The sequence below is a fragment of the Cutibacterium sp. LaCa_286 genome (assembly GCF_057198075.1).
In genome coordinates this window covers 1,425,727-1,450,406 of record NZ_CP191091.1, presented here as the reverse complement: position 1 = coordinate 1,450,406, position 24,680 = coordinate 1,425,727, and the positions used below count along the sequence as shown (strand labels likewise).

At 65.8% G+C, this 24,680-nt stretch carries 20 protein-coding genes and 2 pseudogenes; 12 read left to right on the top strand and 10 right to left on the bottom strand.

Annotated elements, in window-relative coordinates; all coding sequences use genetic code 11:
- The first annotated feature begins 44 nt into the window (after positions 1–44).
- Both ACP8JZ_RS06290 and bioD read left to right on the top strand, forming a co-directional pair.
- Positions 45–1,361, top strand: coding sequence for an adenosylmethionine--8-amino-7-oxononanoate transaminase (locus ACP8JZ_RS06290; RefSeq protein WP_484482267.1), 1,317 nt, complete (start codon positions 45–47; stop codon positions 1,359–1,361).
- 117 nt (positions 1,362–1,478) lie between these two features.
- Positions 1,479–2,156: a dethiobiotin synthase gene (gene bioD / locus ACP8JZ_RS06285; RefSeq protein WP_023034166.1), complete on the top strand. Its 678-nt coding sequence runs from the start codon at positions 1,479–1,481 to the stop codon at positions 2,154–2,156.
- 196 nt (positions 2,157–2,352) lie between these two features.
- On the opposite strand, the gene ACP8JZ_RS06280 is transcribed toward bioD, so the two are convergent.
- The 5 genes from ACP8JZ_RS06280 to ACP8JZ_RS06260 all read right to left on the bottom strand — a co-directional run bounded on the left by ACP8JZ_RS06280 (position 2,353) and on the right by ACP8JZ_RS06260 (position 8,321).
- Complete coding sequence (locus ACP8JZ_RS06280; protein ID WP_484482266.1) at positions 2,353–2,949, bottom strand: uridine kinase family protein; 597 nt, start codon at positions 2,947–2,949, stop codon at positions 2,353–2,355.
- Positions 2,950–3,200: 251 nt separating this feature from the next.
- Positions 3,201–4,862: a phospho-sugar mutase gene (locus ACP8JZ_RS06275; protein WP_484482265.1), complete on the bottom strand. Its 1,662-nt coding sequence runs from the start codon at positions 4,860–4,862 to the stop codon at positions 3,201–3,203.
- Between the two features lie 37 nt (positions 4,863–4,899).
- Positions 4,900–5,709: a purine-nucleoside phosphorylase gene (locus ACP8JZ_RS06270; protein WP_323457272.1), complete on the bottom strand. Its 810-nt coding sequence runs from the start codon at positions 5,707–5,709 to the stop codon at positions 4,900–4,902.
- 74 nt (positions 5,710–5,783) lie between these two features.
- Positions 5,784–6,506: a hypothetical protein gene (locus ACP8JZ_RS06265; RefSeq protein ID WP_036902710.1), complete on the bottom strand. Its 723-nt coding sequence runs from the start codon at positions 6,504–6,506 to the stop codon at positions 5,784–5,786.
- Positions 6,507–6,545: 39 nt separating this feature from the next.
- On the bottom strand, positions 6,546–8,321 hold the full coding sequence (locus tag ACP8JZ_RS06260; protein WP_484482264.1) for an acetyl-CoA carboxylase biotin carboxylase subunit: 1,776 nt from the start codon (positions 8,319–8,321) through the stop codon (positions 6,546–6,548).
- A gap of 91 nt (positions 8,322–8,412) precedes the next feature.
- Between ACP8JZ_RS06260 and ACP8JZ_RS06255 the strand changes: the two genes are divergently transcribed.
- Both ACP8JZ_RS06255 and ACP8JZ_RS06250 read left to right on the top strand, forming a co-directional pair.
- Entirely contained in the window at positions 8,413–9,111 is a 699-nt protein-coding gene (locus ACP8JZ_RS06255) for an NUDIX hydrolase (protein WP_484482263.1), read from the top strand.
- A gap of 111 nt (positions 9,112–9,222) precedes the next feature.
- Positions 9,223–10,026 (top strand): hydroxymethylpyrimidine/phosphomethylpyrimidine kinase, encoded by an 804-nt coding sequence (locus tag ACP8JZ_RS06250; RefSeq protein ID WP_021104379.1) that lies wholly within the window; start codon positions 9,223–9,225, stop codon positions 10,024–10,026.
- A gap of 143 nt (positions 10,027–10,169) precedes the next feature.
- Here the strand turns inward: ACP8JZ_RS06250 and ACP8JZ_RS06245 are convergent, their stop codons facing one another.
- Positions 10,170–10,865, bottom strand: a complete 696-nt coding sequence (locus ACP8JZ_RS06245; protein WP_484482262.1) for an SDR family oxidoreductase — start codon at positions 10,863–10,865, stop codon at positions 10,170–10,172.
- 150 nt (positions 10,866–11,015) lie between these two features.
- Here ACP8JZ_RS06245 and ACP8JZ_RS06240 point away from each other — a divergent pair, with 150 nt between their 5' ends.
- Positions 11,016–12,236, top strand: coding sequence for an arginine deiminase (locus tag ACP8JZ_RS06240; RefSeq protein ID WP_484482261.1), 1,221 nt, complete (start codon positions 11,016–11,018; stop codon positions 12,234–12,236).
- A gap of 728 nt (positions 12,237–12,964) precedes the next feature.
- The gene (locus ACP8JZ_RS06235) at positions 12,965–13,258 is read left to right on the top strand and encodes a hypothetical protein (protein WP_306516781.1); all 294 of its coding nucleotides are present in this window, start codon (positions 12,965–12,967) and stop codon (positions 13,256–13,258) included.
- 673 nt (positions 13,259–13,931) lie between these two features.
- Here ACP8JZ_RS06235 and ACP8JZ_RS06230 read toward each other — a convergent pair.
- Genes ACP8JZ_RS06230 through ACP8JZ_RS06220 form a run of 3 tightly spaced genes read right to left on the bottom strand, consistent with a single transcriptional unit; the run spans position 13,932 to position 16,350 of the window.
- A complete protein-coding gene (locus tag ACP8JZ_RS06230) occupies positions 13,932–14,546 on the bottom strand; it encodes a Maf family protein (protein WP_306516780.1) in 615 nt (204 codons plus the stop codon).
- Complete coding sequence (locus ACP8JZ_RS06225) at positions 14,546–14,776, bottom strand: acyl-CoA carboxylase subunit epsilon (RefSeq protein ID WP_277101236.1); 231 nt, start codon at positions 14,774–14,776, stop codon at positions 14,546–14,548. Before ACP8JZ_RS06225 ends, ACP8JZ_RS06230 begins: the two co-directional genes overlap by 1 nt.
- Positions 14,773–16,350: an acyl-CoA carboxylase subunit beta gene (locus ACP8JZ_RS06220; protein WP_306516779.1), complete on the bottom strand. Its 1,578-nt coding sequence runs from the start codon at positions 16,348–16,350 to the stop codon at positions 14,773–14,775. Before ACP8JZ_RS06220 ends, ACP8JZ_RS06225 begins: the two co-directional genes overlap by 4 nt.
- Positions 16,351–17,167: 817 nt before the next feature.
- On the opposite strand from ACP8JZ_RS06220, the pseudogene ACP8JZ_RS06215 reads away from it, so the two are divergent.
- The 5 genes and pseudogenes from ACP8JZ_RS06215 to purE all read left to right on the top strand — a co-directional run.
- Positions 17,168–17,566 (top strand): annotated as a pseudogene (locus ACP8JZ_RS06215) (biotin--[acetyl-CoA-carboxylase] ligase); the annotation flags it as partial.
- 348 nt (positions 17,567–17,914) lie between these two features.
- A pseudogene (locus ACP8JZ_RS06210) lies at positions 17,915–18,355 on the top strand (biotin--[acetyl-CoA-carboxylase] ligase); the annotation flags it as partial.
- A gap of 212 nt (positions 18,356–18,567) precedes the next feature.
- Positions 18,568–19,284 (top strand): Type 1 glutamine amidotransferase-like domain-containing protein, encoded by a 717-nt coding sequence (locus ACP8JZ_RS06205; protein ID WP_021104390.1) that lies wholly within the window; start codon positions 18,568–18,570, stop codon positions 19,282–19,284.
- 469 nt (positions 19,285–19,753) lie between these two features.
- Positions 19,754–20,965 carry a 5-(carboxyamino)imidazole ribonucleotide synthase gene (locus ACP8JZ_RS06200; protein ID WP_484482260.1) on the top strand — a complete coding sequence of 404 codons (1,212 nt, stop codon included), beginning with the start codon at positions 19,754–19,756 and terminating at the stop codon, positions 20,963–20,965.
- The gene (gene purE / locus ACP8JZ_RS06195) at positions 20,958–21,524 is read left to right on the top strand and encodes a 5-(carboxyamino)imidazole ribonucleotide mutase (protein ID WP_286318828.1); all 567 of its coding nucleotides are present in this window, start codon (positions 20,958–20,960) and stop codon (positions 21,522–21,524) included. Before ACP8JZ_RS06200 ends, purE begins: the two co-directional genes overlap by 8 nt.
- A gap of 487 nt (positions 21,525–22,011) precedes the next feature.
- On the opposite strand, the gene ACP8JZ_RS06190 is transcribed toward purE, so the two are convergent.
- Positions 22,012–23,379: an LCP family protein gene (locus ACP8JZ_RS06190; protein WP_484482259.1), complete on the bottom strand. Its 1,368-nt coding sequence runs from the start codon at positions 23,377–23,379 to the stop codon at positions 22,012–22,014.
- 267 nt (positions 23,380–23,646) lie between these two features.
- Here ACP8JZ_RS06190 and ACP8JZ_RS06185 point away from each other — a divergent pair, with 267 nt between their 5' ends.
- A complete protein-coding gene (locus tag ACP8JZ_RS06185) occupies positions 23,647–24,666 on the top strand; it encodes a glycosyltransferase family 2 protein (protein ID WP_484482258.1) in 1,020 nt (339 codons plus the stop codon).
- Positions 24,667–24,680: the final 14 nt, after the last annotated feature.

Below are 24,680 nucleotides of genomic sequence, written 5' to 3'. Positions count from 1 at the left end.
CCTCTCGTCGCCATGCCAGCGACAAGGTACTACCATGTTTCTCCGTGGGTGAATTGAACACTGTTAAAGACTTCGTCGGGTATGACCAGGATCACGTCTGGCATCCCTACGGGCCCATGCCGGCCGCCATGCGACACCGACTCGTCGATGACGCCGAGGGCGTGTATCTCACGATGCATGACGACCCGGCCGCCGAGCCGACCCAGCTCATTGACGCCATGAGTTCGTGGTGGGCAGCCTGCCACGGGCATCGGCACCCCGCCCTCGTTGCTGCCGCGCACCGTCAGATCGATCGGATGCCGCACGTCATGTTCGGCGGTCTCACCCACCGTCCGGCCATCGAGCTGGCCAGCCGACTGGTCGAGATCACCGACGACCCCCTCACCAAGGTGTTCTTCGCCGACTCGGGATCGGTCGCCGTCGAGGTGGCCATCAAGATGGCCCTGCAGTACCAACGTGGCATCGGGCACCCGGAACGACGTCGACTGCTCACTTGGCGCTCGGGTTACCATGGTGACACATTCCAGGCGATGAGTGTGTGCGACCCCCAGGGAGGCATGCATTCGCTGTGGACCGGAGTGCTCACCGAACAGGTCTTCGCCCCGGCACCCCCGGTGGTCGGGACCTCTGCCGACGAGTGCTCACGCTACCTTGAGCATCTCGAGAGTCTCATTGACGAGTCCATCGCCGCCATCGTCATCGAGCCGGTCGTCCAGGGCGCCGGGGGCATGCGTGTCCACGACCCGCGCCTCGTCACGGGACTGCGGGAGATCTGCGATCGACACGGTGTTGTGCTGCTGGCCGACGAGATCGCCACCGGATTTGGACGCACCGGCACCCTTTTCGCCACCCAGGCGGCTGGCGTCACCCCCGACATCATGTGTGTCGGCAAGGCACTCACTGGTGGATTCATGACCCTCTCCGCCGTGCTCACCACCGACGAGATGGCCGCTGCCATCTCCAGCCCCGACGGGGGAGGGGCGCTCATGCACGGACCGACCTTCATGGGCAACCCACTGGCATGTGCCGTCGCCAACGCCTCGGTGGGGCTCATCCAGGACGGTGACTGGCGCACGAGTGTGCCGCGCATCGAGACCGAGCTCATGACAGGCCTCGCTGGGGTGAAGGACGTTTCCCATGTGGCCGACGTGCGGGTACGTGGAGCCATCGGAGTCATCGAGATGGACCACGACGTCGACATGGAGGCCACCACCCAGGCCGCCATCGATCACGGCGTCTGGCTGCGACCGTTCGGGCGGCTCATCTACGCCATGCCGCCCTACATCTGTACCAGTGAGCAGATCGCCACCATCACCGGGGCCATGACTGCCGCAGCACGAGCTGCGGGCGGTCATGACTGAGAGCCAGCGCTGAGCATCGTTCGTCCATGAACATCGTTGACGCGCATCAGGGTTCCGTTCGGAACGGCCCCTCGGAACCGACTCCTCACAACACTTGGATCCCAGGAAGGACACCTCATGGCCATCGTCGTCATCACCGGAACCAACACCGACGTCGGCAAGACGTACACGACGGCATCCGTCGCGCGGTCCGCCATTGAGCAGGGGGTGCGCGTCACCGTGTGCAAGCCCGCTCAGACCGGAGAACCGGCCGGCAGTGGCGACCTCTCGACCGTCCAGAAGCTGCTTGGCGCTGACGTCGTGCACGACTACGTCGAGTTCGCTCGCTACCCCGAACCGTTGGCACCCAACATCTCGGCCCGCCGCGCCGGGATGGCCCAACTCAACCTTGACGAGACGGCTCGGAAGATTCGTGAGCTTGACGCTCCCGGCGAGCTCGTGCTCGTCGAGGGAGCCGGCGGACTGCTGGTGCGTATCGCCGAGGAGTGGACCATCGCCGACCTCGCAGCAAAACTCTGCGCACCGATCCTCGTCGTCACCTCCACCGGACTGGGATCGCTCAACTGTGCCGAGCTCACCGTCGAGGCTGCCCAGCACCGTGGCATCACGGTGTTGGGGCTCATCGGCGGCATCTACCCGGACGATCCCGACCTTGCCACCCGACTCAACGTCGAGGAGTTCGAGGAGGTCTGTGGGGTGCCGCTGCTCGGACTGGTTCCGCAGGGGCAGGCGGCCCTGGCCGATGACTCCCGAGTCGTCCAGATGCTCAGCGGGCTGCTCGCCACGACGAAATAGGTGGAACGACGGCGGCACGCCAGGGCTGGCAGGAGCCTTCTGCAGGCAGTGTCAGTCCTTGCTGTCGTCGCATGCCAGTCCCCGCTGTCGGTGGTGTGTCGGTCGTGCCTGCAATCGTGGACGGGGCCGGTGCCATTTGATGGGCCGGTGCCATTGAGGTGCGGTCACAAGGTGGCTCAGGGCTGGCCGTCGTGTCTCAGGGGCGGTCATCGTCGGTGATGATCCGACCGACGAGCCGGGCGGCTCCAGCCATGCTCATGGGCCGAAAACCTGCAGCGATGGCATGGGCACGGATCTCCGGCTCGGCTGCGCGCAGTGCCCAACCCCGCCTGAGAAGCACCTTGGGTGGCTTTCGGTGCTCCTCGAGGTCACGCAGCAGGCGACGTGCGAAGTTGAGGTTGCGTGGCCGGTCCAGCCAGATCGGCACCACGGTGAGCCCGGCTCCTCGGCAGGGCTGCAGCAGATGGGTGGCGAAGATGCCCTCGGCGACGATCGCCGGGTGGCCGGTGACGTCGACGACGTGCGTACCCTCCGCCTGCGAGGTGGACAGGTTGTACCTCGGAACCCGTGCTCGCCCAGTGGTGGCCAGGCTGTGCAGAACCGTGACGGCAGCGTCCACATTCCATGAGGAGACGTCGTCCCAGTCGATCATGCCGTGCCGTCGCGGCAGACCGGGGGAGTCGACGTCGCGATAGAAGTCGTCGAGCCGTAACTGCGGAAGATCGGAGACACGGGCGAGTCGGGACTTGCCCGACCCCGAGGGGCCAGCCAGGAGAATGATGGTGCGCGCCACGAGGTGGATCCTATCGGGTTCTGGCAGGGCGTGTTCTCATCGTCACCGCTGCCCCGTGGGCACGGTCGAGGGTCGGGGTCGGTGACGATCCATGACATGCGGATTCCCCGTGACGGAAGCTGGCCACAGGCCCTTGGGGGCCCAAGGGTAGGGTTCGCCGTCAAACGCGGAACACCCAACAAGCCCGCACAGGCTTGGGGGCCCAAGGGTGAGGGGACTGCTTGGGACCCCGGCGTCGTCGATACCGTCGATCAGGACTGCAGCCCCAGGGCTGCCGACATCTCGGCACGCAGGCGGACCATCTGCTCATCCAGCTTGGTCTTGGCGGCGGCGAGATCGTCGGTGTCGCTGCTGCGCACCTCCAGATACACCTTGAGCTTCGGCTCGGTTCCCGAAGGACGAGCCACGACGTGCACCTGCTCCCCGGAGAGCTCGATGGCGTTCTGCCTCGGCAGCCCGGAGTCGTTGTTCGGGTCGAGGAGGTCGCGCACGCTCACCGGCTCGTCGAGCAGGGTGGCCGGTGGGGTGGCGCGCAGCGTGTCCATCGCATCGGAAATGATCGACATGTCGGTGACGCGCACTGCGAGCTGGGAGGTGCGGAACAGTCCGATCCGACGCCAGATCTCGTCGAGCCGGTCGTTGATCGTCTGCCCGTTGGCCTTGAGCTCACCGACGAGCCGCAGAATCCTCGCCAGGGCAGTGATGCCGTCCTTGTCGGGCACCCTGGCCGGGTCACAGCAGTAACCGATGGCCTCCTCGTAGCCGAAGGCGAGACCCGGTACCCGACCGATCCACTTGAAGCCGGTGAGCGTCGTGCGGTGCTGCTTGCCAGCGGCAGATGCCAGGGTGGCCAGGGCGGTGGAGGAGACGATGGAGTTGGCGTAGACGCCGTCCACCCCGCGACGCAGGGCGTCGTCGCCCAGCAGGGTGCCCAGCTCGTCGCCGGTGAGCATGCGCCACTGCCCGTCGATGACGGCAGCAACCGCGCAGCGGTCGGCGTCCGGGTCGGAGGCGATGACCACGTCGGCATCCTGGCAGCGGGCACGGTCCAGGGCCAGGTCCAGGGCTCCGGGCTCCTCCGGGTTGGGGAAGGAGACGGTCGGGAAGTCCGGGTCGGGCTCCAGCTGCTCGCTCACCCCGACGAACTCGGGAAGCCCCGCCTGTTCGACCAGACGACGCACCACGCGGGTGCCCACTCCGTGCATGGCGGTGTAGACCCAGGTGACGTCGTCCGGCACGGGTCCGGCCAGCTCGACGGCCCGTGAGACGTAGGCGTCGATGAGATCGTCGCCCACGAGCTCGATGTCGTCACCGCGGGCGATGTCGCCGACCGGACGGGTGGAGACTGCCTCGATCTGCTCGGCAATCTGGGAGTCGGTGGGTGGGACGATCTGTGATCCGTCACCCAGGTACACCTTGTAACCGTTGTCGGCAGGTGGATTGTGCGAGGCCGTCACCATGACTCCGGCAACCGCTCCGTAGTGGCCGATGCCGAAGGCCGTCACCGGGGTGGGCACGGGCGAGTCGGCCAGCAGGACGTGGAACCCGGCACCAGCCATGATCTCGGCGGTGTCGCGGGCGAAGACGTCGGAGTTGTGCCGGGCGTCGAAGCCAACCACGACTGAACCGCTGGTGTGGCCGTTGGCGTGCAGCCAGGCGGCGAAACCGGCCGCGGCGCGCTGCACGACGACACGATTCATCCGGGCGGGCCCCGGCCCCAGGGCAGCACGCAGCCCAGCCGTGCCAAAGGTGAGTGGTCCAGAGAACTGCGCCTCGATTCGGTCGATGGCGTCCGGATCGCCATCCTTGGCGGCGCAGAGTTGGGCGGAAAGTTCAGCGCGGGTGGTCTCGTCGGGATCCTGGTCGATCCAGGCGGTGACCTCGTCGATGCGCTGCGGAGTCAGAGACGTCATGGCAGTACCTTTCGCGAAGTTCATGAGGTGGGGCGGGTCACAGTTCGACCACGATGCGCGACAGCAGCGTGGCCAGCCGTGGGGCAGCGGCTCGTCCGGCGGCGACGACCTCGGCGTGATCCAGTGGCTCTGGGCTCACCCCGGCAGCCAGGTTCGTCACCAGGGACAGTCCCAGCAGGTCCAGACCGGCCTCACGAGCAGCAATGGCCTCCAGGGCCGTGGACATACCGACGAGATCGGCTCCGATGATCCCTGCCATCCGCACCTCGGCGGGAGTCTCGTAGTTGGGGCCGTGGAACTGGGCGTAGACGCCGGTGGGGATCGACGTGTCGATCTGCTGCACCTTCTGCACGAGTTCGGGGGTCCACGTCGTCGTCATGTCGATGAAGGTGGCACCGCGCAGGGGCGTGGTGCCGGTGAGGTTGATGTGGTCGCGGATGGCGACGACGGTTCCGGGCTCCCAACTCGGGTTGAGCCCACCACAGCCGTTGGTGAGCACCATGGTTCCCGCGCCCAGCGCAGCGACGGTGCGCACCCCGTGCACGACCGGCTCCACCCCACGCCCCTCGTAGAGATGGGTGCGGCCAGTGAGGACGACGGCGATCCTGCCGGTCGACACCCGGATGGCCAGCAGATCACCGCCATGACCGGTGACGACTGGGGCGCTGAACCCGGGAATTTCGGCCAGCGGCAGTGAACCGATGATCTCACCGAGGTGGTCGGCGCCGGCGGACCAGCCAGAACCCAGGACCAGACCGATGTCTGCTCTGTCGATACCGAGACGCTCCCGAATGGTCCGTGCGGCCAGCTCGGCCGTCGCCGTCGGGTCGGAGAAGTCATGATGCATGGGGATACTCCATTGGGTGCTGGGGGTCATGGGTGGGACGGGTCATCTGTGGTCGAGGCGGTGCCGGGCGGTGCTCAGTCGTCGAAGGAGTTGAAGATCGCTCCCAGGATCCCCAGGCCCAGCGCTCCCATGGCGATGCCTCCGGCAGTGCTGTCGCGGAACTGGTGGAAATAGCCCTTGGCCCACATGCTGTAGTCCTCGTCCTGCCAGTAGGGCACCTGGTTGCCATTGAGCGCCACGGTGCGGATCCACGGGGCCTGCCCCTGCTCGATCCGGCTGGCATCGGCTGCGCAGGCTGGAACTGCCCGGGCGGCTCCGCCGTCCGGGGTCCACATGACGTCACGTACCGATGGGCCGTGGGAGGGATCGAAGAAGCACGGTGGCCGAAGTTGAGGTACCGGGTCGCCGGCAGCACGGGCACGTACACACATGACGGCGTGCCGGCCCTCCTGCAGGGCCTCGGTGACCAGTGGAACGACCTGGGTGGAATGATCCTGCGACAGGAGGTCCTTGGCCCGGTCGTAGCAGTCCAAGGCATGTGACCAGTCCGATGTGGCCTCGGAGCTGAGGTCATCAACCGGCAGATCGGCGTCCAGGCGGCGCAGTTCCTCCCCGAACTCGGTGACGTCGTCCTCGGTGGCGCGACGGATTCGACCGATCTGCAGCTCACGCTGCCTGACGTTCTGCCGTTCGATCTCGCGAGCCTGACGCTGGGAGCGTGCCAGAGCAGCGAAGGTCGTCACCATCCCGACCACGAAGAGGACGAGGAGCAACGCCGGACCGAGCGAGATGATCATGACGTCCAATATGCCTGTGAGCATCGCGGGTGACAAGGATCAGTCGGCGTCGACGATTTCGCAGATGACCTCACCCGAAGCGACCGTGGCGCCGGGCTCGGCAATGAGGTTGCGCACCACACCAGAGCGATGCGCCACCAGCGGCTGCTCCATCTTCATGGCCTCCAGCACGGCAACCTGGTCACCCTCGTTCACCTGCTCGCCCTCCACGACACCCACCTTGACGATGGTGCCCTGCATGGGGCTGGCCAGGGTGTTGCCCGAGGGAGGCGCCGGCCGGTGGTCGCCACGCGAACGGCGGGTGGGCCGCTTGGAGCGACTTGTCGCCCCGGGCCGGGGAGCCTGCAGGGAGGCAGGAATCCGCACCTCGACGCGCTTGCCGTTGACCTCGACGACGACGTCGCGCGGCGGTTCGGTCTCCTCGGGATTGCCGAGCTCACCCACGTAGGGCTCGATCTCGCCGGAGAACTCCGACTCGATCCAGTCGGTGAAGACGCCGAAATGACCGTCCTCGGCAGTGAAGGCGGGATCGCGCACGACCACGCGAGCGAATGGGATGACGCTGGGCATCCCCTCGATCTCCATCTCGTCCAGGGCACGCCGGGCCCGCTGCAGGGCCTGCTTGCGGGTGGCACCGGTGATGATGAGCTTGCCGATGAGCGAGTCGAAGGCCCCCGGAACCGTCATGCCGGAGTGGTACCCCTCGTCAACACGCACTCCGGGGCCGGTCGGTGGACGCCACACGGTGAGGGTGCCGGGGCCGGGCATGAAGCCGCGTCCGGGATCCTCGGCGTTGACGCGAAACTCGAAGGAGTGCCCACGAAGCGCTGGGTCGTGATCTTTCAGGCGCTCGCCCTCGGCGACCCGGAACATCTCCTGGACGAGGTCCACCCCGGAGACCTCCTCGGAGACCGGGTGCTCCACCTGCAGACGGGTGTTGACCTCCAGGAAACTGATGACGCCGTCCTGGCCGACGAGGAACTCGCAGGTGCCGGCCCCGACGTATCCGGCCTCCTTGAGGATGTCCTTGGAGGACTGGTAGAGACGTTCCTGCTGCTCCTGGCTGAGGAATGGCGCCGGTGCCTCCTCGACGAGTTTCTGGTGGCGACGCTGCAGGGAGCAGTCCCGGGTCGAGATGATCTGCACGGTGCCGTACTGGTCGGCGAGGCACTGGGTCTCCACGTGACGAGGACGATCCAAGTAGCGCTCCACGAAGCATTCGCCGCGTCCGAACGCGGTCACGGCCTCGCGCACCGCCGACTCGTAGAGATCGGCCACCTCGTCCATCTCGCGGGCCACCTTGAGGCCACGTCCGCCGCCGCCGAAGGCTGCCTTGATGGCGATGGGCAGGCCGTGTGTGCGAGCGAACTCGACGACCTCGTCGGCGCTGTCCACCGGGTCGGCGGTGCCGGGGACCAGTGGTGCCCCGACCTTCTGGGCGATGTGTCGGGCTTGGACCTTGTCACCGAGTTTGCGGATCGCCTCGGGTGGCGGCCCGATCCAGATGAGACCCGCATCGATGACGGCTTGTGCGAAGTCGGCGTTCTCGGAGAGGAACCCGTAGCCGGGATGGATGGCGTCCACCTCGGCCTGCTTGGCCACGGTGAGGATCTTGTCGACGTCAAGGTACGTCTGGGCCGGAGTGGTGCCGTTGAGGGCGTAGGCCTCGTCGGCCAGCTTCACGAAGAGATTGTCGGCATCGGAGTCGGCATAGACGGCGATGCTGGTCTTCCCGGCGTCACGTGCGGCGCGGATGATTCGCACGGCGATCTCGCCACGGTTCGCGATGAGGACGCGTCGAATGACTTTCGTCACCAGATCCTCCCATTCCTTGAGCAGTGAGGTTGTGCCCCCAGTGTATTGGCAATATCCAGGCGGGGGCGACGAGCTGTCTTAAAGTGAGACCGTGCCCACGCCGCAGTTCATCCTTGACCTTCGCCAGCAGATCGGACATCGCCCGCTGTGGCTGATCGGTGCGACCGGAGTGATCTGGCGCGACGTGCAGGACGAGTCGTACGAGGGGAGCGGCCCGGCCCACATTGGGGGAAACGCTCTGGATCGCGTCTCATCGGATGACGGAGGCAGCAGTTCGGGGGTTTCGGGATGCGTCATGTCGGACGAGCCAGACCGCTCAGTGCCGAATGACCCGCGCCAGGCCGCTCAGCCAGGAGTTGTGCAGCCAGGAGTTGTACGGGCCGGGCATGAGGAGCGGGGGAGCACGTCGCTGCAGATCCTGCTGGTGCAGCGGGCCGATTCGGGGGCATGGACGCCGGTGTGCGGCATCGTCGAGCCGGGGGAGCGGCCGGATCACACCATCGTGCGGGAATCCTTGGAGGAGGCCCAGGTGCACGTCGTCGTCGATCGGTACCTGGCCGTGGACGTTGACGATCCCCTCACCTATCCCAACGGGGACCAGTGTCAGTTCCTCAACCATGTGTTCTCCTGTCGTTGGGTCGACGGGCAGGCACGGGTGGGAGACGACGAGTCGAGCCAGGTGCGCTGGTTCGACATCGACGAGCTTCCAACGCTCAGTGTGCGACATCGAGCGGCAGTCGAACTGGCGTTGGCCCCGCCCCGGGGCGCTGTCCTTGGGCTGTTGCACTGACCCGCTGACATCCGTGCGAATTGGGACCCCAGACGAAATCCAGGACTTCGCCAAGCCGGAGGTTGCGCTGACCTGACTGACATCCGTGCGAATTGGGGCCACAATGGGTGGGTGACGAAAATTGCGCTTGCCATTGCAGGGTCGGAGGCCACCGGTGGCGCCGGTGCCCAGACCGACATCAAGACCTTCCACCAGCTGGGTGTCTACGGGTGCACCGCGTTGACGTGCATCGTCTCGTTCGACCCGGCCAATGACTTCGGGCACCGTTTCGTGCAGATCGACCCGCAGGTGATTCACGACCAGATCGAGGCCTCGGTGGGGGTGCACTCCCAGATCGACGCCGTGAAGATCGGCATGCTGGGCACCCCGACCACCATTGGTGCCGTCGCCGATGCGCTCAAGACCTATCAGTTCCCCCAGGTGGTCCTCGACCCGGTGCTCATCTGCAAGGGTCAGGAGCCCGGAGCGGCCCTCGACACCGACAACGCCCTGCGCGAGCAGGTACTGCCGCTCGCCGACCTCGTCACCCCCAACCTCTTCGAGACCCAGGTGCTCGCCGGGGTGGACGAGATCACCACGGTTGACCAGCTCAAGGACGCAGCTCGCCGTATCCATGATCACGGGGTTCCGGCGGTCCTGGCCAAGGCCGGTACGTTGCTGGGAACCGGTACTGCCCTGGACGTCTTCTACGACGGTCAGACGATGGAGGTGCTCGAGGTTCCCGCGGTTGGCAGTGAACGGGTCTCCGGGGCCGGCTGCACTCTGGCTGCCGCCATCACTGCTGAGCTGGCCAAGGGGGCCGAGCCGCTGCAGGCATGTCGTACCGCAAAGCAGGTCGTCGTCTCGGCGATCGAGAACCGGATGCATGGCAAGGCTCCCTTCGACTACGCCTACCAGGGCTGCTACACCGGCTGAGCCGTCACGTGGCGTCAATTCCGCTGTTCAGTTGTATCGGACAGCGATGATCCAGAGGTCGTGGTGGCTGTGTGGGGCGTTCGACGTGCGCTGAGCGTCCCACCGGCACACTCGTTGAGCCTTCAGACCTGTTGAGCTCGGGCCTACTTGACGACCGGCCGTACTGAGACGTCCTCCACCATGGCTTCGGAGCTGGCCTCCAGGGCCATTCGCACCGCTGCGGCGATCGATTCCGGGCGCAGGTGCTCGTCCGGGTCGTACTCACGGCCCATTTGATGCTGCCGGTTCACCTGCATGTCGGTGTTGACACGCCCCGGGTAGACGGTGGTGACCCGAACTGCCCCGCGTTCCTCCTCACGCAGAGCGTCGGTGAGGGCGCGCAGTGCGTACTTCGACGTTGCGTAGACCCCGGTCCGTGGCCCCGGACGGTGCAGTCCGGAACCAGAGTTGATCATGACGATCTGACCGTGGCTGTCGCGCAGCAGGGGCAGCAGTTGGGCCGTGAGGTCTGCCACTGCCACGACGTTGAGTTCCAGCACGTCACGCCACTCGGAACGTGGGGTCTGGGCGAGGGTGTTTCCCGAGCCGTACGTCCCGGCGCTGTGGACCACGGCGTCGAGTCGGTCCACGGCGGCCACCGCCTCGGCGACCGCCTGTGCGTCGGTGAGGTCGGCTATGAAGGGTTCGGCGTCGTCCAGCTGCCCCACGACCGCGTTGACGGAGTCGGGGTGCGTCCCTCCGACGAGGACGTGATGGTCCTTGCTGAGTTCCTTGGCAACGGCGTGGCCGATCCCGCGGGAGCCACCGGTGACGAGGACTGATCTGCGTTGCTGTGTCATGGGGCCACGATAGGTGACTCAGGTGGCCGGACCAGAGTTTTCCACAAGGCAACAGGATCAGGGAAAGCTTGTGGAAAACTGCCGGATGAGCTCGGAGCGCACCGAAAACCAATACAGTGACATCACATTCATCTCGGCAAGGATGGCGTCATGACAGACCACAGGTATGAGGTTCGCTCCGAAGTCGGCCGGCTGCGGACAGTACTACTGCACCGACCGGGTGACGAACTGCGCCGGCTCACCCCGCGCAATTCCGACAGCCTCCTCTTCGACGGATTGCCCTGGGTGGACCAGGCTCAACGGGACCATGACCTCTTCGCACAGATGCTGCGTGATCGTGGCGTCGAGGTGCTGCTACTCCACGAACTTCTCGAACAGACCCTGGAACTTCCCGAGGCTCGGACCAGGGCCGTCGACGACACCTTCGGAGATCTGCGCTACGGCGACACCCTGCGTCGCTACCTGCGGCAGCGAGCTGCGGAGCTGTCCAGCCATGATCTGGCCTCGGTGCTCATGTCGGGTGTGTCGGCACATGATTTCGCCAAGCTCGATCTCACCCTGCCGACGTGCTTGGTGACGTCATTGCTCAACGATGAGGACTTCGTCGTCGACCCACTGCCCAATCTGTTGTTCACCAGGGATTCCAGTGTCTGGATCGGTGAGTATCCAGCCGTCACCTCACTGACGATGCCGGCTCGCCGCCGCGAGACCCAACTCACCGAACTCATCTACACCTTCCATCCACGATTCGCTGGGACGCAGCATGCCCACGGCTGGCGTGACGAGAATCTCGAGGGTGGCGACGTCATGCATCTTGCACCGGGCGTCATGGCCGTGGGGGTGGGGGAGCGTACCTCCTCAGCAGGTGCCGAACGCATTGCGCGCACTGCCCTCAAGCTTGGTGCCGCTCACACCGTGCTTGCCGTACCGATACATCAACAACGAGCCACCATGCACCTTGACACCGTGTGCACCATGGTCGACACCGATGCCGTCGTCATGTATCCCCAGGTCGCCGATGAGTTGCAGGCCCTGCCCATGACGGCTGACGGGGACGAGATCGTGGTGGGATCGCCCCAACCATTCCTCGTCGCTGCTGCCGAGGCGATGGGGATTGATCGGCTGCGGGTCATCGACACCGGCCTGGACCCGGTCACTGCCGAGCGTGAGCAGTGGGACGACGGAAACAACACGCTGGCGCTGGCCCCGCGAGTGGTCGTCGCCTACAACCGCAATGTCGAGACCAACCGTCGTCTGGAAGCTGCTGGCGTCGACGTGCTCACCATCCCCGGTTCGGAGTTGGGGTCGGGCCGTGGCGGCCCACGATGCATGAGCTGCCCGATACTGCGAGAGCCGTTGCCACAGAGTTGAGATGAGGCCCGTTTCGCAGGTTGGGGTGAGGGCATTGCCACCGGCTGCTCGGGTACCGTGGGCTCACCCGTGTCTCGCTCGGGCAATGGTGATCTCGTGCTCCACGCTGGCGGTGGGCTCGGAGCCGGTGGTGACTGGGGTGCGGCTGGCTCGACAGGCGAGGTGTTTTGCGTGGGGAGTCCAGCCTTGGCCCCCGGTGACTGGAGATGCGGCTGGCAGATGGACGAGGTGCTCTTTCGGAGGAGTCCAGCCACGGCCCCAAACAGTGGTTCCGGTTGGCGGAGGAAAAGACAGTCGTCGACAGGTGGCGGAGAGCAGGTTGCGGTGGGTCTTTTGCGATGACGCGGTTCGACACAGCGGTCCCTACGGTCCCCGGTACAGTGGCCGGTGTGGTGAGAGCTGACGGGGTGAGAATCGGCGCACTGATACCAGTGACGGTGCTGACGTGCGTCCTGCCTGCCGCATGCTCCGGCACTGCGGTTACCGGCCCGACACCAGCGGTGCTGGGCCCCACTCCTGCGACACGACAGACCGAGGGTCTCCCCGCTTCAGCTGGTCAGACCGTCCGGACCACGGAACACCCAGAATCCGATGCCACCCGCGCCGTGCCGAGTGATGCGAGTCCCGCAGACCCGAATCCCGCGGAGGAACGGTCACCACGGTCTGCGTCATCCAGTGCTGCGAGGCCCGGGAGCACGCGTGCGACGTCAGCGTTCTCGGTGCCACCGGTGAGCGGTCTGGATGCTTTCGGCCTCACTCACGGCCCGCACGGTTTCCAACTGCCCACCCAGACGGTGACGGTGCACGTCGTCGACAATCCCAACAACGTCACCCTTGTCATAGACCCGAGTCAGGGGGAGCAGACCTACCAGTTCCTCACCCACCGGCTGGCATCCATGGGAATGACGATCGCAGCCAATGGCAACAACTCCCTGGTCTTCCACGGGCGAGGCTGGACCGGGGCCTACACCGCCTCCGCAGACGCGGCCGCCCTCACCCTGCGCACCGGCTCGGTGGGCTGAAGGATGGGCAGCAACCTGATCTTGTACCATCCTGCCGGCCCGGTGGGCTGAACCTTTCTGCTCATTCTGGGTGGTGAGGGGCTGTGTCGGCGGTTGCTCGGAAGGTGGGGCGCTGCCTGTCCTGGATGGCGGTGGGCCCGATCATGACCATCCACGTCCCAGGCCATCCTCTCTGCCCATTCTGGATGGCGGTGAGGGGCAATGCCAACGGTTGTCCGGAAGGTGGGGGCGCTGCCTGTCCTGGATGAGGCGAGCCGGACCATGACTCTCTATCCCCGGACCATCCCTCTGCCCAGCCTGCATGATGGGGAGGGCAATGTCGACGGTTGTTCGGAAGTGAAGGCGCTCTGCCTGCTTGGACGGCAGCGTGCCCGACCATGACCCCATGCCCCGGGCCGTCCCCCTATGGTGGCCCAGCCTGCATGGAGATGAGAGCCGTGGGTCGAGTTCTAGCCCACGGCGCGATGCGCGGCAATGTTGCTCACCCGGTGAACAGCGTCGATCGGAAACGTCGATCTGCCACGATCCGGGCGTGGGGCGCAGAGGATCCTCTGGGGCGATCGTCCCAAAGCTTCCATCCAGCCCCAGTGCCGCCCCCAGGCATCCAGTGTCACCACTCAGTTACCCAGCCCAGCGCCCTCGCTCAGTCACGTAGCTGCGTGATTCGGGCCTGTCACGCCTTGGTGCCTTGCCACAAACTCTGCCAGGGCACGTCGAGGTCGAGGAAAATCTGACGCAGTAGCGGCAGCGAGATTCCGGTGACATTGTGCGGGTCACCGACGATCCGGGTGATGAACGGTGCCCCCAGCCCGTCCATCATGACTCCGCCCGCCACCTGGGTGGCTTGGCCGGTCTCGGCGTAGGCGTCGATCTCCTCGTCGGTGAGGTCGGCGAACGTCAGTGCGGTGGAGGCTGCCCGGGTGGCGCTGCGCTCACCGCGATCGTCCCGCACGATGACGTGGTGGCCAGTCACCAGCATCCCGCTTTGACGACGCATCTGGTGCCACCATCGCTTGACACGCTCGATGGATCCGGGCTTGCCGTGGATGCGCCCCTCCATCTGCAGCACCGAGTCACAGCCGATGATGATCATCGGACCGTTCATCTCCACGTGGTCAGCGACGGTTCGAGCCTTGAGCTGGGCCAACCGACAGGTCAGCTCAAGCGCCGTCTCACCAGGTAGAGGGTTTTCCTCCACTCCGGAGACGATGGTCCGCGGGTCCAGTCCTGCCAGGCGCAGCTGGGTGAGTCGGGCGCTGGAACCCGATGCCAGGATGAGCTGATGCATCAGTACCGCCGTAGGGATCCGCGCCATGCCGCCTGGCCGGGCAGGAACGGTTCGCGGATCGGTCGCCAGTACGATTTCCACCCGAATGCCATGACGCTCTGCTCGGGGGCGTGGGGGTTGCCGGCAGGTTGGAGAACGGCTGCCAGTACCGTCACCAGGGCCCCCAGCTCCTCATCGGTGAGCTGTGCCTTGGAGACGCTGATCGTCGGTTTCGTCTCGTCGGCGGTCACAGCGGAATGTTCCCATGCTTCTTGGGAGGCAGTGCCTCACGCTTGGAGCGCAGCATGCGCAGCGCCCGAATGACCGAGGCGCGAGTCTCGTGAGGGTGGATGACGAGATCCACCCAGCCACGTTCAGCGGCCTGGTACGGGTTCGACAAGGTCGTCTCGTACTCGTCAACCAGTTCCTGACGACGGGTCTCAGGATCTTCGGTGCGAGCCAACTCCTTGCGGTGCAGAATGTTGACCGCACCATCGGCGCCCATGACGGCGATCTGGGCGGTCGGCCAGGCGAGGTTGAAGTCGGAACCCAGGTGCTTGGAACCCATGACGATGTACGCACCGCCGTAGGCCTTGCGGGTGACAACCGTCACCAGTGGCACGGTGGCCTCGGCGTAGGCATAGATCAGCTTCGCCCCACGGCGAATGATTCCGGCGTGCTCCTGGCCCACTCCCGGCAGGAATCCCGGCGTGTCGACGAAGGTGAGGATCGGAATGTTGAACGAGTCGCAGGTGCGTAGGAATCGTGACGCCTTCTCCGAGGCGTCGATGTCCAGAGTGCCGGCATTGACCAGCGGCTGGTTGGCGATGATGCCGATGGCCTGCCCCTCAATGCGGCCGAACCCACACAACACGTTGGGGGCGAACAGTTCGTGCACCGCCAGGAAGGTGTCCTCGTCAAGCACCGAGGTGATGACCTCGTGCATGTCGTAGGGACGGTTCGCCTCGTCCGGGATGAGGACGTCCAGCTCGCGATCGTGGTCGGTGATCGTGAGGTCGGACTCCTCATCGTCGTCGTAGACCGGCGGATCCTCGAGGTTGTTCTGTGGCAGGTAGGTGAGCAGATCGCGCACGTACTCCAGCGCGTCATCCTCATTGGCAGCCAGATAGTGCGAGTTGCCCGAGACCTGGGAGTGGGTGCGGGCCCCGCCCAGTTCCTCCAAGGAGACGTCCTCGCCGGTGACGGCCTTGACGACGGCCGGGCCGGTGATGAACATCTGGGAGCTCTGGTCGACCATGACGATGAAGTCGGTGAGGGCGGGGGAGTACACCTGCCCGCCGGCCGCCGCTCCCATGATGATCGAGATCTGTGGGATGACGCCCGAGGCGCGGGTGTTGCGCTTGAAGATGTCACCGAATCTGGCCAGGGAGGCCACACCTTCCTGGATGCGCGCCCCGCCACCTTCGTTGATGCCGATGAGCGGGCAGCCGGTCTTCACGGCGAGGTCGATGATCTTGCAGATCTTCTCGCCATTCACCTCACCCAGTGATCCACCGAAAATCGTCACGTCTTGGCTGAACACACACACCGGACGACCATGGATGGTTCCCATTCCGGTGACGACGCCGTCGGTGTAGGGGCGGTTCCGCTCCATCCCGAAATTGGTCGAGCGGTGGCGGGCGAACTCGTCCACCTCGGTGAAACTGCCCTCGTCGAGCAGGCGCAGGACGCGTTCCCGGGCGGTCATCTTGCCCTTGGCCCGCTGCTTGTCGATGGCTGCGGCCGGGGCGGCATTGACGGCCTCGTCGATCCGGCGTCCCAGATCGGCGATCTTGCCGGCAGTCGTGTGGATGTCGATCTCCATGACACAGAGCCTACCCAGATTGTCGAGTTCTGGGCGGATCAGTCGTCATCTGGGAAAGGGTGCGGTTCTCCGTCAGAAGGTGCGCGGGAGCCAGGTCACGGAATCGTGCCTGCGGATGGCCCCGAGCGCTGAGCCTGGACTGGCCCCAGATGTTGGGCCCGGGTGCGGCGAATGGCCTGAGCGCGGTGAGGTGAGCCTGGGGGCGACGAGATGCGATCATGTCGCATGAGTGAGCCCATCACCAGGTCCGTGGATTTCTGGTTCATGAGTGGGGGCGTTGCCATCGGGAGTGGCAGGTGGGGTGGTTTCGCGCAGGATTGCCACGGGGCGCAGGTTGCCGAGTACGGCTGCAGGAAGCGTAATGGGCATTACTCGTTGTACGAGTGTGGGGCGTTGCAATCGTGAAGGCCATCAATGACGCCTCGCTGGATTGCCGCGGTATGGGTGTGGAACGTTGCCGAGGATGACAGCTTGGGGATCCGGTGCAGATGTGCCACGAGTTCTTGCCGGCGGGGAAGGACGGCGGTCAGGTCCGTGACGGCCGCGGGACGATTTTCAGGATCGCTGGAAGGTTTTGGGTGTCAGCAGATCTCGGGTGTTGCGGGGCAGGGGGGAACATCACTGGCGCGTGGCACATGTGTTGGTGAGTGGGTGTGATGCCGCCGTGCGTGGCAGATGGAGCGGTTCCGTGCAGGATTGCCACACCGGCTGCAGAAGTACAGGGCACTCCCGCGTGGTTCTGGCGGGGTTGCGTGACTGCGCGCCATCTGAGCGGCTGTGGTGTTCGTGGTCCTGACGCCGGGCATAGCCTTGGTACGTGCCTGCAACTGCTTTTCCCGACGCCCGAGCCATCACGGCCCTCGCTCCCGACACCATGTTCACCCGCCCGGGATCAGGTGGGGTGACGTGCATCGACTCCACCGAGTCGACGAACACCGACATGGCCGAGTTCGTCAAGGTTGGTGGCACCCTGCCCCGGATGCTGGTGGCGAGTCACCAGGACTCTGGACGTGGCAGGTTCGACCGGCGGTGGCAGGACGTGCCGGGCACTGCGGTGGCAATGTCGGTCCTGGTGCCGGCGGATCGACCCGCGGAGGACTGGGGCTGGCTCTCCCTGATCTGCGGGCTTGCGATGGTCGAGACCATCGAGGAGGTCACCGGAGCCACCCGCGACCGGGTCACCCTCAAATGGCCCAATGACGTACTCCTCGACCAGGGCAGCACGTGCATGTCTGCTCTGTCTGACAACCCTGCGCCGAGTGTGATCCAGCGGGATGGTTCTGCCCAGAAAATGGCTCAGCAGGGGGATCCTGTCCTGCAGGATGATCCCACTCTCAAAAGGAAAAAGTGTGGCGATGCTGGGCATGATGACGCAGACCGGTGTGCCAGCCTGAACCCGGGGGTGGGTGAGGACACGGAGCACCGCCGCGTTGACGCCGACGGTTCCAGACAAGACCTGCCCCGTACCCATCAATGTGGTGACTCGGTGGGCACGGCGCATGCTGGTGCTGCGAAGCACACTGCTGGCTCCGGTGACGTGGGGACCACGTCTACCAGGAACGGCGACACGGGGCACGGTGGCAAGGTGTGTGGCATCCTCTGTGAACGCGTCGAAGGCCCAGCGGGCACCCACGCGATCCTGGGAATCGGGCTCAACGTCTCCATGGACTTCTCGGAACTTCCGGTGCCGACGGCCACGTCGTTACGACTGTGCGGGTTGTGTGAGGACAAGAACCTCCTCATCGCCACTCTGTTGCGTCGGTTGGACGACCACGTCACCGACTGGCTGCGCACCGGGAACGTCCGTCAGGCCTATCGGGAACGTTGTGACACCGTGGGTCAGCGGGTGCGTCTCACCTTCGACACCGAGCTCATCGGTGGCGGGGACACGGTTCTGGACGGGGTCGGTGTGGACGTGGACGACACCGGTGCGATCATCGTGGCGACCCCCGAGGGCAGGAAGGCGTTCGCTGCCGGCGACGTCACCCACCTGCGTCCACGCTGATCTTCCCCCAGACCTGATTGACCACATCAGGTTGTCGGTTCAGTCGGTTTGGGCTGGTGAGATCTGGATGGCGTCGGTCCGAGTTCTCACCAAGCTGGCTCAGACCTGATCTGGCGGGGATCGTGCCGTACCTTCGGCAGCCACCGGACTTGGAGCATGGCGCTGAGCCCTTTCGGCGCAGCCCTTCGGAGTCATTGCCTAAGCTATGGGCCATGACGACCCACATCCTTGCCATGGGTGGTGGCGGTTTCTCGATGTCTCGGCACGGGGAGCCCACCGCCATCGACCGCCACCTGCTCGACCTGTCCGGAAAGTCCTCCCCGCTGGTGTGTTTCGCACCGACGGCTTCGGCCGACGACCCGGTCTACGTCAACCGGTTCCTCGCCGCCTATTCCGAACTGGGGGCACGCACCATGGTGCTCACCCTGTGGCAGGGGGCCAATGAGTCGGTGGAGCGATTGGCCGAGGCCGACGTCGTGGTCGTGGGAGCCGGATCGGTCGCCAACCTCGTCGCCCTGTGGCACACCCACGGGGTGGACGTCGCCCTGCGTCACAAGATCGGCAAGGGCGAGGATCTCGTCCTGGGCGGGGTGTCGGCTGGCGCATCGTGCTGGTTCCAAGGGTGCGTCACCGACGCCTTCGGGCCGATTCGGGCTTGGCGCGGCGGGCTGGGACTTCTCGACGGGTCATTCTGTCCGCACTTCGACCGCAAGGAGAATCGTGCGGAGGTCTATGCCCAAGCCGTGGCCTCGGGCGTGCTGCCTGCCGGGTACGCCGTTGACGACGGCGCTGCCGTGCGGTTCACCGACGGCGAGTTCGCCGAGGTGGTCGCCGAACGTGAGGAGGCCACGGTGGGGCGTATCGCCACCACCCAGGAACCTGCTTCCTCGGGCATCTACCGGGAGGAGCTCGCACCCCGTCTGCTGTGACCCCAGTTTGCTGTGTCTCTTGTCTGGTGCGAACCATTCCGCTCCCGGAACCGGGCCGTGGTCGGCAGATGGACGGAGGTGGCAGGTTCTGCAGCGGATCATGGTCGGCAGGTGGACGCAGGAGCAGATTCTACGGTTGATCATGGGTCACAGACGGACGCGGGTGGCTGGTTCTGCAGCGGGCTGGGGTCGGCAGATGAACGCAGACGGCAGATTTTGCAGCGGTTTCCAGCCCCGGTGAGACACCCCTTGAGCCCATGGGCACTACGGCGTGGTGCCGCCGAAAACCCGGCCGGCACCGATCGCCCTCCTTGAGCTTGTGGACATTGCCCACGCATCGCTTGGGGGTGAGGTCTGGCCACCGGGCGTCCCCTGAGCTCACGGGGCATTACCGAGCCGCCAGTGCGGTCGGCGAGGTGGTGTTGGTCATCTCGTGAGCTCACGGGCATCAGTCAGTGCTCTTGGGCCCATGAAGCAGTGTTGGGCGTCCCCCGAGCCCATGGGCACTACGATGGCATGTGTGACGTACACCATAGGGATTGTCGGGGGCGGGCAGCTGGCCCGCATGATGCATCAGGCGTCCATCAGGCTGGGCATTCGTACGAGACTGCTGGCGACCTCGCCGCAGGAGTCCGCGGCCCAGGTGATGAACGACGTCGTCGTCGGATCACACCTGGACGAGGAGGCGGTGCTGGCCTTCGCCAAGGACTGCGACGCCGTGACGTTCGACCACGAGCACGTGCCCACCGAACTGGTGCGCCGCATGGAGGCGACCGGGGTGGCGGTGCGTCCCGGTGCCGATGCCCAGGTGCACGCCCAGGACAAGGCGGTCATGCGCCAGTTCATGGAGCGTGCCGGGTTCCCCAACCCGCGCTGGCAGGTCTGTGACTCCCACGAGGCCTTCGTCGACTTCGCCGGGAAGATCGGGTGGCCGGTCATCGCCAAGACCTCTCGCGGCGGCTACGACGGCAAGGGAGTCTGGAAGGTCGACGGGCCGGACGACGTGGCCACCCCGTTCCAGGCGATGGGTGGCCTGGCCGACGGCCACCAACCCATCCGCATCATCGCCGAGGAGCTCGTCGACTTCACCCGGGAGCTCTCGGCCATCGTCGTACGCTCCCCATCGGGGCAGGGAGTGGCCTACCCGATCAGCGAGACGATCCAGCGCGACGGCATCTGCGTGGAGACGATCACCCCGGCCCCGCGCATGTCGGAGACCCGACAGGCCGAGATCCAGGCCATGGCCCTCGACATCGCCGGTCGGCTCGGTGTGGTCGGTGTGCTTGCCGTCGAGCTCATGGAGCGCGCCGACGGATCGGTCGTCGTCAACGAGCTGGCCATGCGACCCCACAACACCGGGCACTGGACGATCGACGGAGCCGCGACGAGCCAGTTCGAGAATCATCTGCGCGCCGTGCTCGACCTGCCGCTGGGCGATCCCTCGCTCACCGCCCCCGCCGTCGTCATGGCCAATGTGCTTGGCGGTTCGGAGGACGACCTCACTGGCGCCCTGCAGCACTGCTTCGCCCGCGATCCCGGCCTGCGGGTGGAGCTCTACGGCAAGGACGTGCGTCCGGGACGCAAGGTGGGCCACGTCACCTGTGTGGGGGACGACGTGGACGAGGTCGCGCGCCGTGCGCGGCATGCCGCTGGATATCTGATGGGAGACCACAATGCCTGACAACACCGTTCCACCCGACACCGCGCCACTGACCTCTGAGGGCTCTGGTGCTCCCGAGAAGTCCGGTGCACGAGTGTCCATCATCATGGGGTCGGACTCCGACTGGCCGACGATGCAGCCCGCCGCCGAGGTGCTCGACGAGTTCGGCGTGCCCTACGAGGCCGACGTTGTCTCGGCCCACCGCATGCCCGAGGAGATGGTGGAGTTCGGACGTGCCGCCCACACTCGTGGCATCGAGGTCATCATCGCCGGTGCCGGCGGCGCAGCCCACCTGCCCGGCATGGTGGCCGCCCTCACCCCACTGCCGGTGATCGGGGTTCCGGTGCCGCTGGCCCACCTGGACGGTATGGACTCGCTGCTGTCCATCGTCCAGATGCCCGGTGGGGTGCCGGTGGCCACGGTCGGCGTCGGCAATGCGAAGAACGCCGGTCTGCTCGCGGTGCGCATGCTTGCCGCCGGGGACGACGAGCTCATCGGCAGGATGCTCGACTACCAGCAGGCCCTGCGTGATCGCGCTGCCGCCAAGGGCGAGATCGTCCGGACGCACTCCAAGGTCTGATTCAGGGGGCCGGTTCTGATCTGGGGATCCGGAGTCTCACGGTCCGGGGTGGGCCCACGACGGGGGTTCCACCTGGATCCGCTCGTCAGTGTGCTGGCCCGGCAGGTCAGCTGGGCTGATGCGCGCGAGGTGCGTTGCGTCAACCGTGCCCCAGGTCAGCCATGCCCCCGGTCACCTGGTCCAGTCGTTACGTCTCCTCGGCCAGCCACGCCCCCGGTCACTTGGTCCAGTCGTCACGTGTCCCTGTCCTCGCATGGCCCCGTCTCCGTCACGTGTCTCGGCGTGCCTCGCCACGCCGAGGCTTTTTCAGGAGAGGGGCTGGTTCGTGGTGAGACCGCTCCGCAGCCAGCCTCAGCAGGGGGTTTCCAAAGGGCGTGGACGCAGTATGGCAAGGAGAAGCCGCAACCACGTCCCAGCAGGGGTGTCCACTGAAATGGCCTCGTCCGGGGCCAGCTCTGCAGGCACCTCAGCGGAACTGGTAGACGCCTCAACGGAAGGAGTCCGCATTCGACGTGTCGCCGGTCTTCATCATCTCGAAGAGTTGCAAGGCGCGTTCCCGGTCCCACAGCACCGATGACCCGGCAGCGGTCTGGGCGTTGGCGTTGGCCACCGGGACGGTGAGTTTCATCCCATCTGGCCCGGACAGACCCATGAGGGAGCGAGCCGTGACGACCGTCGTGCCCAGCGAGGTGTCCTCCCCACGACGTACGGTGGAGGCGCCGGCGTTGACAACCTTCCAGTAGCGCACCGGATTGATGAAGGTCCACGGTGACATGGCTTTGTGGGCCACCTGCGAGGCCACCTCCTGCTGACGTTTGACTCGCCCGAGGTCACCCAACGGGTCAGCCTTGCGCATGCGCACGTACCCCAGCGCCGAGATGCCGTCCAGGTTCTGGCACCCGGCTGGCAGATCGGTGTGGGAGTCGCGGTCCTTCATGGGCTTGTCGAGGCAGACGTCCACCCCGCCCACGGCGTCGACCATGTTGACGAAACCACCGAAACCGATCTCCATGTAGCCGTCCAGACGCACCCCGGTGACCTGTTCCACGGTCTCGGTGAGCAGCGGCGCCTCACCGATGGCGTAGGCGGCGTTGAGCTTGTTGCGGCCGTGCCCCGGAATGGGCACGTAGGAGTCGCGAGGTAGGGAGACGAGGATCGTCCTGCCCTTCGGGGGTCGGTACAGCAGCAGCATCGTGTCGGTGCGGGTTCCCTCGGCAGTGCCGGTGCCCAGCTGTTTCTGCTGCTTCTCGGTGAGGTTGTCGCGCTGATCGGTGCCCACCAGGAGCACGGCTGTGCCCGGTTGGGGGTCGGGTCGCTCCCCGCTGGCAGTGGCGTCAACCTTCTGGCCCTCCAGGAGGGCGTATGCCGGTACACCGACCAGCCAGATGATCCACAGGACGAGCAGGGTCGTGATCTTCTTGGCGAAGGAGTGTTTGTGTCGCGTTGGTGTGGCCTTCCTGCGGTGAGACGAAGGTGAGTGGGCAGACTGGGCTGATCGGGCAGACTGGGCTGAGCGTGACGCGACGGTTGCCGTCCCACTGCGGGACCGGGATCTCGCCGGTCGGGTGCCACCAGAACGCGTGTCGGTGCCACGACGTCGTCGACGCTGATCGGCACGGGAGGTGTCACGTCTGGTGGCGCCACGGCGAACCGGATCATCGGTGCGGGGTCGGGAATCGGTCGCGTACCGGCCGCCACGGGTTTCACCGCCCCGGGGACGCCTCGTGCTGCGGTGTCGTCCCGCGCCATTCTCGTCGCCAGCACGGCGGGACCCCGTGGTACGGGAGTTCTCCGAACTGCCGTACAACCAGTTCATGTCATCCTGGTGGGAGTGGTTGTCGCGCGGTGTTGGCATGCAGACAACCGTATCCATCACTGTGCGCGAAAAGAATCGTGACCGGCCGTGTGAGGCGCACAAAACCGACAGGAAAGCTCATCACAGCGACGGAGTTCTGCGCTGCTGCCTCAGTGTCAGGACGGTGGCTCCCGTGCCAGGACCATGGCTCCGCAGCGCCAGGACAGTGAGTGTTGATGCCGGTGTCGGGCATGATGATCCCTGAGTGCCTGGCTGTACCGGATCGTCGCCACGGACATTCATGGTGAAGCTGGCACAATGAACCACATGGCCTCCAATTTCGCACCGCCTGTGTCCGTCGTCGTGCCTGTGCGCAACGAGCAGAGATTTCTGACGTCCTCCGTCGCCGGAATCGTCGGTCAGGGCTACCCGGGGCCGATGGAGATCATTCTCGTCGTCGCACCCAGCGAGGACGACACCGAACGGATCGCTGAGCGGCTTGTCGACGGCGACGAGCGGATTCGGGTCATCGCGAACCCGCAGGGCACGACGCCCAAGGCCATGAACCTGGGAGTGGCGGCCAGCACGTACGACATCATCGTGCGGGTCGACGCTCACGGTGAGCTCGGGCCGGAGTACATCGCCACCGCCGTGGAGTTGCTGGAGCGTACCGGTGCCGCCAATGTCGGGGGGATCATGGACGCCCAGGGAACGACTGATTTCGAGAAGGCAGTGGCTGCGGCCTACACGTCCCGACTCGGACTGGGGGGCGGCTCCTTCCATCTCAAGAACTCACCGGAAGGCCCTGCCGACACTGTTTTTCTGGGGGTGTATCGCAAGGCCGACCTGCTGGCGGTCGGTGGCTTCGACCCCACCTTCGACCGGGCACAGGACTGGGAACTCAACTATCGGCTGCGTCACAGCGGACGCGAGGTGTGGTTCAGCCCTCGTCTGAAGGTGACCTATCGGCCTCGCTCGGATGTGAAATCCCTTGCCACCCAGTTCTTTCACACCGGGCAGTGGCGTCGTCAGGTCATACGGACCCATCGGGACTCGGCGAGCCTGCGATACCTGGCTGCTCCCGTGACGGTCGTGGCGTGCGCGGTCGGGGCCATCGGGGGAGTGGCTGGGATCGTGCGTTCGGCCCTGAAGGGGCGGCCCAGTCCTCTGGTGGCGGGTTTTGCCGTGCCAGCCGGATACCTCGGTGCCATGACGGCCGGCAGCCTGCTGCTCAAGCAGCCCCTCACCCCTGCGGTACGAGCACGGTTGCCGCTCGTGCTCACCGTCATGCACATGAGCTGGGGGGCCGGTTTCATCGTGGGGCTACCCGCACCTCGAGCGCAGTGAAGTGACCCCGCACC